The following is a 14,049-nucleotide window of genomic DNA, read 5'->3' on the forward strand; positions in this document are numbered from 1 at the left end:
AAAAGGAGAACGGCAGAAAATGGACAATATTAATTTACAGAGAATTGAAGGCTATACAGTTCAGCTGGTAGCAGAGGATGTCTGGGCAATCGATGAGTTCGGAGCAGACATTATTTATCTGGTAAAAGGTGAAAAAAGTGCAGCTGTGATCGATACCGGTTCAGGTTTTGGAAATCTGAAAAAGGTGATCGAAACCCTGACTGATTTGCCATATGTTGTATTAAATACACATGGACATCTGGATCATGTGGGCGGCAATCACGAGTTCGGAAAGGCATATCTGAGTGAAAAAGATTTCAAAATGGCAGATACAGAAAAACTTAGAAGCGGCTGGAAGAAATATGTGGAAAAAACAAAGAAGGAACCGGGATTTTATGGAACAGAGTACATAATTGAAGGTCGTGAGCCTGGAGATTTCCAGATGCTGCCGCTGAGCGAGCATCAGATCTTTGATCTGGGCGGCAGAAGTCTGGAAGTGTTATTCACACCAGGACATACTCCTGGAAGTGTAGTTTTCCTGGATAGAAAAAATAAATTTCTGTTTGCCGGAGACAGTGTAGTGTCAACTCCGATCCTGATTTTTGATACCTATTCCTCAACAGTAAAGGAATATGCAGAGGGATTAAAGAAGTTAGATAAAGAAGATTTTGAGCTTATTTTCCCAGGACATTTTTTACGTCCGATCGGAAAAGCAATTCTTCACGATCTTATCACATGTGCTGATAAAATCGTAGAAGGAACTGCAAAACCGGAGCCTATTGACTTCAGCCATATGTCTTCAGAACCAGCTGTTCTCTACAAATACGGAAAAGGAAATATCGCCTATAACGACAAGCATATTTGCTGATAAATAATTTTTTTACAAATTTTATTGAAAATCATTTGCCATGATATGCCAGTACATATATAATGAACACATTGTTGCATGAGGAGGGCAGTTATGGAGCAGATAACAATTAAAGAGGTTGCGAAACTGTGTGGCGTAGGAGTCAGCACGGTGTCCAGGGCTATTAACAATCACCCGGACATTAATCCTGAAACGAAACAGAAGATTCTGGATATTATCAAAGAGTATAATTATGTACCGAATAACAGTGCCAGAAACCTGAAACGAGCTGATTCAAATACGATCGCAGTTATGGTAAAAGAAATCAGCAACCCATTCTGGGGTGTTATGCTGCATGTGTTGGAGAAAAAGGTTCGTGAAAGAAAATACTGCCTGGTATTGCAGAATGTAGCAGATGATGAAGATGAAGTTGAGCTTGCGCTTCAACTGGAAAAAGAGAAAAAGGTCAAGGGAATCATATTTCTTGGTGGTATGTATGATTATGATGAGTCAAAGCTGAGAATGGTGAGGGTTCCGTATGTGATCGCCAGTTCCGGAAAAACAATTCCGGAGGATACTGGATCTTATACTCGAAGCGCTCTTGTAACAATTGATACAGAGATCGAGAGCCAGAATATGGTTGATTATCTGTGCAGCTGTGGACATAAAAGAGTTGCGTTCATTACTTCCGGAGATGAAGGTCTGGGAAGGTGCCATCTGAATGGCTATAAAAGGGCATTGGAGAAAAATGGACTGGAGTACGATGAGAAGCTTATAGTCCGTTTAAAGCCGGGGAATAGAATTTATACTATTGAGAATGGTTATAACAGTACCCGTGAGCTTTTGGAATCAGGAGTAGATTTTTCCTGTATTTATGCTATTTCAGATACTTTGGCTGTAGGAGCCTGCAAAGCAATTATTGACAGCGGTAAAAGAGTACCGGAGGATTATTGCGTGGCAGGGGCTGATGGACAGGATATTGCAGAATATTATCATCCATCTATTACTACTTTGGAATATCCCAGAGTGGAAACTGCACAGCAGAGTATTCGTACTTTGTTTGACATGATTGACCGGAAAAAGGTGGTTAAACGGCAAATGCTGGCCGGAAGACTCATAGAACGGGAATCTACACGTAAACTGTGAGGGGTGTATGTTACTACCCAGACAGCGAAAAGAAATCTGTGAAATTATTTGAGAATGATTATCAGTTGTTACGGTCAGCTCAGATAGTTTTACAGATTTTTTCATTTTTGTATTTTTTAGACGGATTTTTGTGAATTTTAACAAAGAAAATCCGTTGACAAAAGTGAGGACTTGCTCTATTATAAGAAATGAATAAAAGGCAAACCTGTTGAAAGACAGGGACGCAAAGCCAAGGGTCTAAGGTCTCAGGACTATGACAGCCGGTTGCCGCATTGATATTGATTAGGTAATGTAATATGACAGGAGACGTGGTTCTTCTATTTGTGGCGACCGTTTATTTAATCTGATAAACGGTTTTTTTATTTCCACAAACTGATGGGACTGATAGTTTCCGGATAGCGGCAAGTCAGTTACATTATGGTTCAAGAAAGGTGTGTTATTTATGAAAGGAAAGAAATTAGCAGAGTGGCTCGCAAATAAAAAAGTTGTTTCCAGTTGTGCTGCTATAGCATTGGCAGCAGTGATCGGCGGCGTTTCATTATTCTCAGGAGTAGGAGAAACACCTGAATTCCCCAGTTACACAGATCCGATCATGGAGACTTCCATCATAGAAGATGAAACTCCACTGGCTTCCCAGCCGAAGACTACTGTGAAGACTACCTCCAGTACCAAGACAACTAGGAAGACTGTTAAATTAAAAAAGGCTTCCAAGAAGAGCTATACCAAGAAACTGAAAACCAAAACAAAAGTAACCAATAAAACAAATAAATCCGGTAATACAACAGTAGATACCAAGACAACCGTTGTTACCAAAGCAACAGCGAAATACACCAAGAAATCCAAAAAGAAAGTTGTTACATCCAAGATCACAACAACTGTTCAGACAACAACTACACAGCAGGTATCAATTGACAATGAGACCGCTGTAAGCACTACTTCTTCTGGTACTTCTGCTGCCCAGGTAACTGCAGCAGCAAACTCTTCACAGAACCAGAGCAAACACGAGGAAAATGTAGCAAGTGTTGCAGGCAAGATGGACAATCGTGTAATTGCAGCATATCAGCAGCTGGGATTTAAGCTTGTTGTTGATCCATCCGTCAACTATTCAGGATATTTTGATGCAAGATCAAGATCTATTACAATGAAGCAGATCGATGATTCTGTTTATCATGAGTTGGGTCATTTCCTTGCATTTATCGCAGGAAATGCAGATAAGACAGCAAGCTTCCAGAGCATTTTTGCAGCTGAGAAGGCAAATGTTACAGCTTTTAATAAAGCCTATGTAACACAGAATGCTTCCGAATATTTTGCAGAATCTGTTAAGGATTACATCCTGAACAATGCTTCCTTGAAGAGTAGCAGACCACAGACTTATGCAGCTGTTCAGAATGCACTGAATCAGATTACAGATGCACAGATCGCTAAGATCCAGAAGATTTATGGAGCGTTCTGGAACTAATGATTTTAAAGATGACCGGCACCCGGAGAAATATCTCCGGGTGTTTTACTGTGGATACCACAGGCGCGGGAAAATAGTGTTTTATAAAAAGGTAAGTGACAGATAGTACTTACCTTTTTGTCACCGGGAGAGCCGTAATCTTATATATGTCGAGTTACTGTTCACTGGTAACATTCCGCGAGGTGTTTTTTGTGAACAAAATTCACAGAAAACCCGAGAATTAAGTTTGCGCAGCAAACGCTACTTCTTGTGCTTGTCACAAGAAGGTTCGTCTTTCTGTGCATCGCGAAGCGTGTTACTGGTCACGGAGTGAACAGTAACTATGTCGAAGAGTCTGGATATGTGTCGACAGAAAATTCTTGCAATGAAAAACCTTAGGTGTGTATAATACAAAACAAAGGTTATCACTTTCTTGCAGGCAGGGATAGATATATTGGGGTCACTGGTCCTAAGTGAACAGTAATATATATTTGGAATGGATGTAGACACGGCGCCTGAAATGTGTTAGAATCAACTTTAATAAGTTTTTTGAAGGATGTTTTTATAATTCAGTATATAGCTTCTGTCTAATCAGACATTTGTATCCCGTTAAATCAAAATTGAAATGTGTTTTAGAATTGTATTAGTCGAAGAGGTAGATGATTGATGAAAGAAAAGTATGAATCATTATCCCTGGCTACGCTGAAAGACTTGGCAAAAGCCAGAGGACTGAAGGGCATTTCTACTATGAGAAAGCCTGAATTAATTGAACGTATGCTGGAAGAGGACAGGAAAGAACAGACTGCAGAAAATGAGCAGACTATTTCCGGAACAGCAGAAGAGAATACCATACCTGCAAGACCAGAGCCTGTGGCAGCAGAAAAAACAGAAAATACGGGAAGTGTTTCTTCACCGGAGAGAAGAGAAGCACCAACCAGATCCCGTACCATTATACGGCGTAATCCTGAGTACCGCAGCAATAATTATGGCAGAAATGAAAATGCAGGACGCCAGAACAGTTATAATGGGGAAAACAGACCGGAGAACTTCGTGAAGCGCACTCCTGTAGCGAAACCTGTAGAAGTGGTTCCGCCAGCCGAATTAAGACCTGAGGAAACGGAACAGCCCCGTACAGGCGCAGCCAGTGAGAACCGTACAGAAGAGGATGTAAGCAATGCTTACAGTGTTCCGGCTGAAACGGTCCAGCTTGACAGTGGCGAAAAGGCCAATGGAATCCTGGAGGTTATGCCGGATGGGTTTGGATTTATCCGAAGTGAGAATTATCTTCCAGGAGAAAATGATATCTATGTTTCTCCGTCACAGATCCGCAGATTCAATCTGAAGACAGGGGATATTATTCAGGGAAATATCCGTATTAAAACACAGGGGGAGAAATTCAGTGCCCTTTTGTATGTGACATCTATCAATGGCTTCCATCCAAGTGAGGGACAGAAGAGATACAATTTTGAAAATATGACCCCGATTTTTCCAGATGAGCGTCTGATCATGGAGCGGCCTGGCGGAACTACTGCCATGCGTATCGTAGATCTGATCAGCCCTATCGGAAAGGGACAGCGTGGTATGATCGTTTCCCCGCCTAAGGCAGGTAAAACTACTTTGCTCAAGGATGTTGCGAAATCTATTCTTAAGAATAACAAGGATATGCATCTGATCATTCTTCTTATTGATGAACGTCCTGAGGAAGTTACCGATATCAGGGAAGCAATACAGGGACCGAACGTGGAAGTTATTTATTCCACATTTGATGAGCTTCCGGAGCATCATAAGCGTGTATCCGAGATGGTTGTAGAGCGTGCACGCCGCCTTGTAGAACATAAGCAGGATGTTGTGATCCTTCTGGATTCCATTACCAGACTGGCAAGAGCCTATAACCTGGTTGTTCCCCCAAGTGGAAGAACTCTGTCAGGAGGTCTTGATCCGGGAGCACTTCATATGCCGAAGCGCTTCTTTGGTGCAGCACGTAATATGCGTGAGGGAGGAAGCCTTACCATTCTTGCCACTGCACTGGTTGACACCGGAAGCAAAATGGATGACGTTATTTACGAGGAATTCAAGGGAACCGGCAATATGGAACTTGTTCTTGACCGCAAGCTGCAGGAGAAACGGGTTTTTCCGGCCATCGACATTCAGAAATCCGGTACCAGACGAGAAGATCTGCTTCTGAGCAAAGACGAGCAGGAAGCTGTATATATTATGCGAAAGGCTCTTAACGGAATGAAGTCTGATGAGGCAGTGGAACAGATCCTGAACATGTTTGCACGTACTGCAAATAATGCTGAATTTGTGCAAATGGTAAAAAAACAGAAATTGTAATGTTCACAAAAAACACCGTGCAGAATATTATCTGGGATTAGTTTTAGAAATTTTTATAAATAACTTGCATTTCTCATAACGCCATGCTATAATCAGTAGGCTGTGTAAAGTGTGAATTCGTCAGATTCAACGCAAATAAAATAGAATAAATATAGAGAGGTGAAAATCATGAGAGAAGGAATCCATCCGAATTACTATCAGGCAACTGTAACCTGCAACTGCGGTAATACTTTTGTAACAGGATCTACCAAGCAGGATATCCACGTAGAAATCTGCTCCAAATGTCATCCGTTCTATACAGGACAGCAGAAAGCTACTCAGGCTCGCGGACGTATCAATAAGTTCAACGAGAGATATGGCCTGAATAAATAATTTGAATATTACTGAATGAGAAGGTTGAGGTTGGGAAATCTCAACCTTTCTTTGTAATTTGACTGAATTTATGAGACGGAGGATAAAATGAAACCATCTAACATCGGTGGACAAGCTGTAATGGAGGGCATTATGATGCGTCATAAGGACAAATATTCCATTGCAGTGCGCCGTCCTGATAAAGAAATTGAAGTAAAGGTTGAAGATTACAAATGTATCTTTGGCAAGGCAAAGATCTGGCGCAAGCCCGTTATCCGCGGAATGGTCAGCTTCATCGATTCTCTGGTAACAGGAACTAAATGCCTGATGTATTCAGCAGAGATTGCAGGTGATGAGGAGGATGAGGAAGAGACTAAGAAGAATGCAGCTCTTTCTCCGGAGGAAATGGAGGCTAAGAAGAAAAAAGAGGACAGGGCATTTAAGGTTTTACTTTATGCGACAGTAGCTGTTTCTATAGTGGTTTCTATTGCCGCATTTATGCTTCTGCCTTATGCGCTGGCAAGCCTTTGCCGTAAGGTAGGTGCTTCCGAGGTGATAGTTACTATTGTGGAAGCATTTGTGAAGCTGGGCTTATTTATGGGATATATGCTTTTGATTTCCAGAATGAAGGATATCCAGAGAACCTTTATGTATCATGGAGCAGAGCATAAATGTATTAACTGTGTGGAGAATGGCAAGCCATTGACAGTGGAGAATGTACTGGAAAGCTCCAGATTCCATAGGCGATGTGGAACAAGCTTTTTATTCCTGGTTATGCTGGTAAGTATTTTCCTGCATTTTATTTTCGTATTGGTACCTTCATATTGGCTGCGTCTTTTTGGACGTCTCCTTATGGTGCCTATTGTATCCGGAATTTCATTTGAGATTATCCAGTGGGCAGGAAGAACTGACAGCAAATTTGCCCTGATGATGAGCAAGCCAGGTATGGCAATGCAGAAATTTACTACTAAGGAGCCTACAGCTGATATGGCAGAGGTTGCTATTAAGGCTGTGGAGGCTGTGTTTGACTGGAGAGCATATTTAAAGACAGAATTCAATCTGGATATTCCATATGAGAACAAAGAAAACGGTGATCTTTCCGCTGCTTCCGCGCAATCTGAAAGCGGGGAGAGTGAAGAACGTACCGGGAATGTACCGGAAACGGGAGCTGCACAATGACTTCTCTGGAAACACTATTAAAAGAAGGAACCAAGGTTCTGGAACAGCATAAGATCCAGGAAGCCAGGCTGGATGCCTGGCTTCTTCTGGAGCATGTGACAGGAATGAACAGGGCTTTTTATTTCGCTCATTCAGCTGACGGGATTGAAGAGGAAAAAGCGGACAGATACCGGGAACTGATCCGAAAAAGAGCCGGTCATGTTCCCTTGCAGCATATTACCCATCAGGCATATTTTATGGGATTTGAATTTTATGTAAATCAAAACGTACTGGTTCCGAGGCAGGATACGGAGACATTGGTGGAGAAGGCTCTGGAAGTTATGAAGGGGAAAAAGACACCAGGGATTCTGGATATGTGCACCGGATCGGGGTGTATTCTTTTAAGTCTTTTGGCACTTACCGGGGATGCATATGGTGTGGGTGCTGATGTTTCCCCACTTGCTCTTCAGGTGGCAGATAAGAATGCGGTAAGCCTGGAAGTGTCAGACAGAGCTGTTTTCGTGGAAAGCGACTTGTTTTCGTCAGCTTTTTTTCAACAAAACACTGGCAAAGATATGCCTCAGTATGATATCCTTATTTCGAATCCCCCCTACATCAGAAGCGCAGAGATTGAAGAGCTTATGGAAGAAGTGCGGGATCACGATCCAAGACTTGCATTGGATGGCCATGAAGATGGTCTGTATTTTTACAGAAAAATCGTATCGGAGGGAAAGGCTTTCCTAAAGGAAAATGGCTGGATGCTGTTTGAAATCGGATATGATCAGGGCGAAGCTGTAAAGGCGCTGATGCGGGAAAATGGCTTTTTTGATGTACAGATTGTTAAAGACCTGACGGGACTTGATAGAGTTGTGTTGGGCAGACGATAGTTTTATATAAGTAAAGAGAAGAACATAACAGGAGGAAAACCATGTTTGACAAGTTGGACGATTTGCTCATACGTTTCGAGGAAGTTCTGAATGAGCTGGGTGAGCCAGATGTAACATCTAATCCAGATCGTTTCCAGAAGCTTATGAAGGAACAGAGCGACCTGCAGCCAATTGTGGATACCTATAAGGAATATAAGAAAAATAAAGAAACCATTCAGGACAGTCTTTCCATGCTGGAAGAGGAGAAGGATGAGGATATGAGAGAAATGCTCAAGGAAGAGCTTTCCGATGCCAAGAAGCGTGTGGAAGAGCTGGAGCATGAACTGAAGATCCTTCTTCTGCCTAAGGACCCTAACGATAATAAGAACGTTATCGTGGAGATCCGCGCCGGTGCCGGTGGAGATGAGGCTGCTCTTTTTGCAGCTGAGATTTACAGAATGTATGTAAAATATGCAGAATCCAGGCGCTGGAAAACAGAGATGATGAGCTTAAACGAGAATGGAATCGGCGGATTCAAAGAGGTTACCTTTATGATAAACGGTGCCGGAGCTTATTCCAGACTGAAGTATGAGAGTGGTGTACACCGGGTACAGAGGGTTCCGGAGACGGAATCCGGCGGAAGAATCCATACATCCACCTGTACGGTTGCAATTATGCCGGAAGCTGAGGAGATTGATTTCCATCTGGATATGAACGACTGTAAATTCGACGTATTCCGTGCTTCCGGAAATGGCGGACAGTGCGTCAATACTACAGACTCCGCAGTACGACTGACCCATATTCCTACAGGAATCGTAATTTCCTGTCAGGATGAGAAGTCCCAGCTGAAGAATAAGGATAAGGCGTTAAAGGTTCTTCGCTCACGTCTGTATGAGATGGAGTTGGCCAAACAGCATGACGCAGAAGCAGAGGCGCGAAGAAGCCAGATCGGTACAGGTGATCGTTCCGAGAAGATCAGAACCTACAATTTTCCACAGGGACGTGTAACAGATCACCGTATCAAACTTACACTTCACAGACTGGATAACATTCTGAATGGAGATCTGGATGAAATCATCGACAGCCTGATCGCAGCAGACCAGGCAGCGAAATTGAGCAATCTGCAGGAACAGTAAACTTAGAGCCTTTTTCAAACACGCTCTAAAACAACAATCATATGAAAAATGGGAGGGTATTACCTATGAAAAAAACAGCTCTTGTAATTATGGCAGCCGGAGTTGGAAGCAGATTTGGAAATGGAATCAAGCAGCTTGCACCAGTTGGACCAAATGGTGAGATCATTATGGATTATTCCATCAGAGACGCATTGGAGGCTGGCTTCAATAAAATTGTATTTATTATCCGTAAGGATCTGGAAGAAGAATTTAAAAGCACCATTGGTGCAAGAGTAGAGAAGATCGCAGAAGTTGCGTATGCATATCAGGAAATGGAGAAGCTTCCGGAAGGCTTTGTGAAACCGGCAGACAGAACCAAACCATGGGGAACCGGCCATGCTGTTATCTGCGCAAGAGAGTTCCTTACAGAGCCATTTGCAGTTATCAATGCAGATGACTACTATGGAAAGGAAGCATACGTAAAAGTACATGATTATCTGGTTCAGGAGAAGCCGGCAGATGATGTCCTGCATATTTGTATGGCAGGCTTCCGTCTTGGAAACACCTTAAGCGATAATGGAAGTGTTACAAGAGGACTTTGCCACATTACAGACGGCAAGCTTACAGGGGTTACCGAGACACACAACATTTTTAAAACAGCAGATGGCGCTGAGAGCCGCGAAGATGGACAGCCGGCAGAGAAGCTTGATTTAAATGAGCTTGTTTCCATGAACATGTGGGGACTGACTCCTGCGTTTATGGATACTTTATACGATGGATTTGTAGAGTTTCTTCAGAATGTAAAAGCTGGTGATATCAAGGCAGAGTATCTTCTTCCGGTTATGATCGATACATTGATCCAGAAGGGAACTGCCCAGGTGGATGTGCTTGAGACAAAGGATACCTGGTTTGGTGTAACTTACCAGGAAGATAAAGAGGTTGTGATCAAAGCCTTTAAAGAGCTTACCGAGGCTGGCGTATATCCAAACGGACTTTACAAATAAGATTATCGGATACTGTATATTGTAATTGTTTGCAGTTTTGCCTGAAAATATGGAAAAGAATGTATGATTCCTATATGCTTTCAGGTGTAATAAGCAAGGAGGATAATTAGATATGGGAAAATATTTTGGAACAGACGGATTTCGTGGTGAGGCGAATGTTCAGCTGACAGTTGATAATGCGTTTAAAGTAGGACGTTATGTAGGCTGGTATTATGGACGTGACCATAAGGCGAAGATCGTAATCGGAAAAGATACCAGACGAAGCAGCTATATGTTTGAGTATGCCCTTGTTGCAGGACTTACCGCTTCCGGAGCAGATGCTTATCTTCTGCATGTAACCACTACTCCAAGTGTATCCTTTGCGGTTCGTACAGAGGATTTTGACTGCGGTATTATGATTTCCGCAAGCCATAACCCATTCTATGATAATGGAATCAAGCTTCTGAATGGAAACGGACAGAAGATTGAGGCTGAGATCGAGGAGCGTATTGAGGCCTACATCGATGGCGAGATCGAGGAGCTTCCTCTTGCACGCAAAGAAGACATTGGACGTACTGTTGATTTTGCTTCCGGACGAAACCGCTATATCGGATACCTGATCTCCATTCCAAGCCGTGATTTCAAAAATGTAAAAGTCGGACTTGACTGTGCCAACGGAAGCTCATCCGCAATTGCAAAAAGTGTTTTCGAGGCACTTCAGGCGAAAACTTATGTGATCAACAATCAGCCGGATGGAACTAACATCAATACAAACTGCGGTTCCACTCATATTGAAGTCCTTCAGAAATATGTGGTAGACAATGGCCTGGATATCGGATTTGCTTATGATGGAGATGCTGACCGTTGTATCGCAGTTGATCATCGTGGAAATATCATCGATGGTGACAAGATTATGTATGTCTGCGGTAAATATCTGAAAGAGCAGGGGAAACTGAATGGAAATACTGTTGTTACCACAGTGATGTCCAATATGGGACTTTACAAAGCTCTGGAGCGTGAAGGAATGCGTTATGAGCAGACTGCCGTTGGTGACAAATACGTTGCCGAGAATATGATGGCAAATAACTACAGCATTGGTGGAGAACAGTCCGGACATATTATTTTCAGCCGTTATGCAGCTACAGGTGATGGTATCCTTACTTCTCTTATGGTCATGGAAGCATGCGTAGATAAGAAGTCTACCTTATGTGATCTTGCCAAAGAGATGAAGGTTTATCCTCAGGTTCTTCGAAATGTACGTGTAGCAGATAAGAAGACTGCGCGTGAGAACCCGAAGGTGGTTGAAGCAGTCGAAGCAGCAGGAAAGGCACTTGGCGATTCCGGACGTATTCTGGTCCGCGAGAGTGGTACAGAGCCGCTGATCCGTGTTATGGTGGAGGCCGAGACAGATGAGCTCTGCCATCAGTATGTAGACAGTGTTGTGGAAGTAATGGAAGCCGAAGGACTGATCGTTGGTTGAGAATGAAAATCAGAAAAACAGCATTAATATTGACAGCGGTCATGGGGCTTTCCCTTCTGGCTGGCTGTGATAATGAAAAACAGCAGATTTTTAAGGAAGCAGAGAAAGATCTGGAGCAGGGCAGCTATGAGTATGCGCTGGATGAATTTACTACTTCTGTGAATAATGGTGTGAAGCCTGCAGTGTCTTACCGCGGGATTGGAATCTGTCAGCTGCGTCTGGGAAATTATGATGATGCCATTACTGCCTTTACCAGTGCTCTTGGCGAGGAGAAAGTAAACAAAAGTATGGCCCGGGACCTGTATCTGTATCGTGCTACGGCACGTCTGCAGGCTGGCTATCTGGATGATGCCATGGCAGACTGTCAGGTGCTTGCCCAGAATTATGAGATGGATGCAGATGCCTGGTTCCTTACTGGAAAGGTTGCCCTGGAAATGGATGTCTATGATGAAGCTGCCTCTGATTTTGAGCAGGCATATGGGGAAGATTCCAGCTATGACCGGGCCATCCAGATCTACGAGACGTACCTGGATAAGGACATGGAAGCGGATGGAACCAGGTATCTGGAGGCTGTTTTGTCTACAGATGCAAAGGGAGCAGAGGATCTTTGCAGCCGGGGAAGAATCTATTACTATATGGGAGATTATACCAATGCCCAGAAAGAGCTGACAGATGCTTCCAATCAGGGAAGTACAGAGGCACTTCTGGTTCTTGGAATGGTCTATGGCGCTCAGTCAGATTACGCAAATGCCCGGGCAATGTACCAGCAGTACATCAATCAGAAGCTGGATGATACGTCCGGGGATCAGACACAGACTGCCGCACAGGGATACAATGGACTGGCAGTGTGCGATATGGCAGAAGGAAATTATGATTCTGCTTTGGAAAATATCAGCAGCGGAATTTCCATTGCTTCCGATGATGAAATGCAGAGCTTGTTATTTAATGAAATTGTAGCTTATGAGAAAAAACTGGATTTTTCCACAGCGCAGGAGAAAGCTGTGTCTTATGTCGGAATGTATCCGGAGGATGAAGAAGCTGCGAAAGAGCTTGATTTCCTGAAATCCAGGACTGGAAGTAATGAATAGGAAACAGAGAAGGTTCTTGAAGCTATTTTTATAATCAAAAAAGGATTTGAAATCTGAGGCAATATTGAATGCCGGATTTCAAATCCTTTTTTGGTAATATACTCAGATCTTTTTTACATAAAGGCGGTTGCCACGATACATGGGGCGGCCGTTCACGCCACTGAGATCGTAGGACATTGCAAAGTAGGAATCCACGCTGCTTACAAGCGCCCAGTCAGGATCATAGACCTTTCCACCAATTTCAGCCCAGCCGTGACCGCCGGAGCAGATTACATAAACTTTTTTCATGCCTACAGCGTTTGCGAGGTAGGCGAAAGCTGCTGCATAGGAAACACAGTCACCTCGTCCGCCGCGGAAAAACATATCTTCGGCGAAATCCTTTTCCCAGTCCTGTGTATTTCTGAATTCACGCCAGCAATAGTAGGTGTACTGCTTCTTGACGTAATCAAAGCTGGCACGGAGGCGCTGCATTTTGTTCATTCCTGGTCTGCTGATCTTTTCTACAATCTTGTTCGCTTCTGTCATTAGCTTCAGCTTGCGCAGGTTAGAACCGGATTTGCTGGCACGTCCGGAAGCATCAAGAGCGATACCATTTATAGTGGTGGAGGTCAGCATGTATGCGCCGGTGGTTCCTGTGCTGATACGGAAAAAGTAGTAATCATTTTTGATTTTTTTCCAGCCGTAACGCTGAATTCCATTTTTGTCAAAAAAGTAATAGCGGGATCCGATTTTGACCTTGCCTTTGACTTTCTTGCCGCGAGCATTGTAATAGTAGTGGCGGCCCTTGATGGTCTTCCAGGTACCAGAAGAGGAACTGGAAGCTTGTCCCTTACCGGAATGGGTCTTCTTATTGGTGACAGTGGAAGAAGATTTCGCAGTTTGGGAAACAGATGTCCGGGCAGCTGCCTGGGTGGGAAGAGTACCTGTCAGGAGCGTACAGGACAGGCAAAGGCATGCTGCAAGAGTTTTGAGATTTTTCTTTTTCATAGGTTCCTCCTTTTTTGGTCTTTTACTATTATTATATACTATATGAGATCTGAACTGTAGTTGTTGTTTTCAGATCTGAAATATGTTACTGTTCACTCCGTTCACAGTAACGCGCTTCGCGATGCACAGAAATCATGCATTCGCATGATTTCGCGCCGCAATTCTCGGGTTTTCTGTGAACTTTGTTCACAAAAAACGCCTCGCGGAACGTTACCAGTGAACAGTAACTGAAATATACCTCTCCCAAAAGGGATGGGTTTGTGTTATACTCTAACAG

At 43.3% G+C, this 14,049-nt stretch carries 12 protein-coding genes and 1 riboswitch; of the genes, 11 read left to right on the forward strand and 1 reads right to left on the reverse strand.

What is annotated here, in order from left to right; all coding sequences use genetic code 11:
• The first annotated feature begins 19 nt into the window (after nt 1-19).
• From I4V84_RS15825 to I4V84_RS15875, 11 genes are all read left to right on the forward strand, one after another.
• Nucleotides 20-847, forward strand: coding sequence for an MBL fold metallo-hydrolase (locus tag I4V84_RS15825; RefSeq protein ID WP_195992890.1), 828 nt, complete (start codon nt 20-22; stop codon nt 845-847).
• Between the two features lie 93 nt (nt 848-940).
• Entirely contained in the window at nt 941-1,972 is a 1,032-nt protein-coding gene (locus I4V84_RS15830) for a LacI family DNA-binding transcriptional regulator (protein ID WP_195992892.1), read from the forward strand.
• Nucleotides 1,973-2,160: 188 nt separating this feature from the next.
• A riboswitch (cyclic di-GMP riboswitch) is annotated at nt 2,161-2,244 on the forward strand.
• Nucleotides 2,245-2,414: 170 nt separating this feature from the next.
• Nucleotides 2,415-3,431, forward strand: a complete 1,017-nt coding sequence (locus I4V84_RS20020; RefSeq protein ID WP_243284130.1) for a hypothetical protein — start codon at nt 2,415-2,417, stop codon at nt 3,429-3,431.
• Nucleotides 3,432-4,076: 645 nt separating this feature from the next.
• Entirely contained in the window at nt 4,077-5,744 is a 1,668-nt protein-coding gene (gene rho, locus I4V84_RS15840; protein WP_195699595.1) for a transcription termination factor Rho, read from the forward strand.
• Nucleotides 5,745-5,912: 168 nt separating this feature from the next.
• Nucleotides 5,913-6,116, forward strand: coding sequence for a 50S ribosomal protein L31 (gene rpmE / locus I4V84_RS15845; protein WP_173716501.1), 204 nt, complete (start codon nt 5,913-5,915; stop codon nt 6,114-6,116).
• An 87-nt stretch (nt 6,117-6,203) separates the two neighbouring features.
• Nucleotides 6,204-7,274: a DUF1385 domain-containing protein gene (locus I4V84_RS15850; protein ID WP_195477851.1), complete on the forward strand. Its 1,071-nt coding sequence runs from the start codon at nt 6,204-6,206 to the stop codon at nt 7,272-7,274.
• Nucleotides 7,271-8,140 (forward strand): peptide chain release factor N(5)-glutamine methyltransferase, encoded by an 870-nt coding sequence (prmC, locus tag I4V84_RS15855; RefSeq protein WP_118578119.1) that lies wholly within the window; start codon nt 7,271-7,273, stop codon nt 8,138-8,140. The genes I4V84_RS15850 and prmC overlap by 4 nt, the downstream gene beginning before the upstream one ends.
• A gap of 41 nt (nt 8,141-8,181) precedes the next feature.
• The gene (gene prfA / locus I4V84_RS15860) at nt 8,182-9,255 is read left to right on the forward strand and encodes a peptide chain release factor 1 (RefSeq protein WP_118578120.1); all 1,074 of its coding nucleotides are present in this window, start codon (nt 8,182-8,184) and stop codon (nt 9,253-9,255) included.
• A 65-nt stretch (nt 9,256-9,320) separates the two neighbouring features.
• The gene (locus tag I4V84_RS15865) at nt 9,321-10,238 is read left to right on the forward strand and encodes a sugar phosphate nucleotidyltransferase (RefSeq protein ID WP_195992894.1); all 918 of its coding nucleotides are present in this window, start codon (nt 9,321-9,323) and stop codon (nt 10,236-10,238) included.
• 112 nt (nt 10,239-10,350) lie between these two features.
• On the forward strand, nt 10,351-11,697 hold the full coding sequence (glmM, locus tag I4V84_RS15870; RefSeq protein ID WP_173718197.1) for a phosphoglucosamine mutase: 1,347 nt from the start codon (nt 10,351-10,353) through the stop codon (nt 11,695-11,697).
• Between the two features lie 2 nt (nt 11,698-11,699).
• Complete coding sequence (locus I4V84_RS15875) at nt 11,700-12,785, forward strand: tetratricopeptide repeat protein (RefSeq protein WP_195992917.1); 1,086 nt, start codon at nt 11,700-11,702, stop codon at nt 12,783-12,785.
• Between the two features lie 102 nt (nt 12,786-12,887).
• Here I4V84_RS15875 and I4V84_RS15880 read toward each other — a convergent pair whose 3' ends face one another.
• Complete coding sequence (locus I4V84_RS15880) at nt 12,888-13,772, reverse strand: transglutaminase domain-containing protein (protein WP_195992896.1); 885 nt, start codon at nt 13,770-13,772, stop codon at nt 12,888-12,890.
• Nucleotides 13,773-14,049 lie beyond the last annotated feature (277 nt).

Origin of the sequence: Ruminococcus sp. 1001713B170207_170306_F1, from assembly GCF_015668065.1 — a bacterium.
Classification (GTDB): domain Bacteria; phylum Bacillota; class Clostridia; order Lachnospirales; family Lachnospiraceae; genus Blautia_A; species Blautia_A faecis.

What these genes read in the sequence shown, in the direction of transcription:
- rpmE (WP_173716501.1), top strand. Translation starts at nt 5,913, where the DNA reads ATGAGAGAAGGAATCCATCCGAATTACTATCAGGCAACTGTAACCTGC.
- glmM (WP_173718197.1), top strand. Translation starts at nt 10,351, where the DNA reads ATGGGAAAATATTTTGGAACAGACGGATTTCGTGGTGAGGCGAATGTT.
- I4V84_RS20020 (WP_243284130.1), top strand. Translation starts at nt 2,415, where the DNA reads ATGAAAGGAAAGAAATTAGCAGAGTGGCTCGCAAATAAAAAAGTTGTT.
- I4V84_RS15830 (WP_195992892.1), top strand. Translation starts at nt 941, where the DNA reads ATGGAGCAGATAACAATTAAAGAGGTTGCGAAACTGTGTGGCGTAGGA.
- prfA (WP_118578120.1), top strand. Translation starts at nt 8,182, where the DNA reads ATGTTTGACAAGTTGGACGATTTGCTCATACGTTTCGAGGAAGTTCTG.
- I4V84_RS15875 (WP_195992917.1), top strand. Translation starts at nt 11,700, where the DNA reads ATGAAAATCAGAAAAACAGCATTAATATTGACAGCGGTCATGGGGCTT.
- I4V84_RS15865 (WP_195992894.1), top strand. Translation starts at nt 9,321, where the DNA reads ATGAAAAAAACAGCTCTTGTAATTATGGCAGCCGGAGTTGGAAGCAGA.
- prmC (WP_118578119.1), top strand. Translation starts at nt 7,271, where the DNA reads ATGACTTCTCTGGAAACACTATTAAAAGAAGGAACCAAGGTTCTGGAA.
- I4V84_RS15850 (WP_195477851.1), top strand. Translation starts at nt 6,204, where the DNA reads ATGAAACCATCTAACATCGGTGGACAAGCTGTAATGGAGGGCATTATG.
- I4V84_RS15880 (WP_195992896.1), bottom strand. Translation starts at nt 13,772, where the DNA reads ATGAAAAAGAAAAATCTCAAAACTCTTGCAGCATGCCTTTGCCTGTCC.
- rho (WP_195699595.1), top strand. Translation starts at nt 4,077, where the DNA reads ATGAAAGAAAAGTATGAATCATTATCCCTGGCTACGCTGAAAGACTTG.
- I4V84_RS15825 (WP_195992890.1), top strand. Translation starts at nt 20, where the DNA reads ATGGACAATATTAATTTACAGAGAATTGAAGGCTATACAGTTCAGCTG.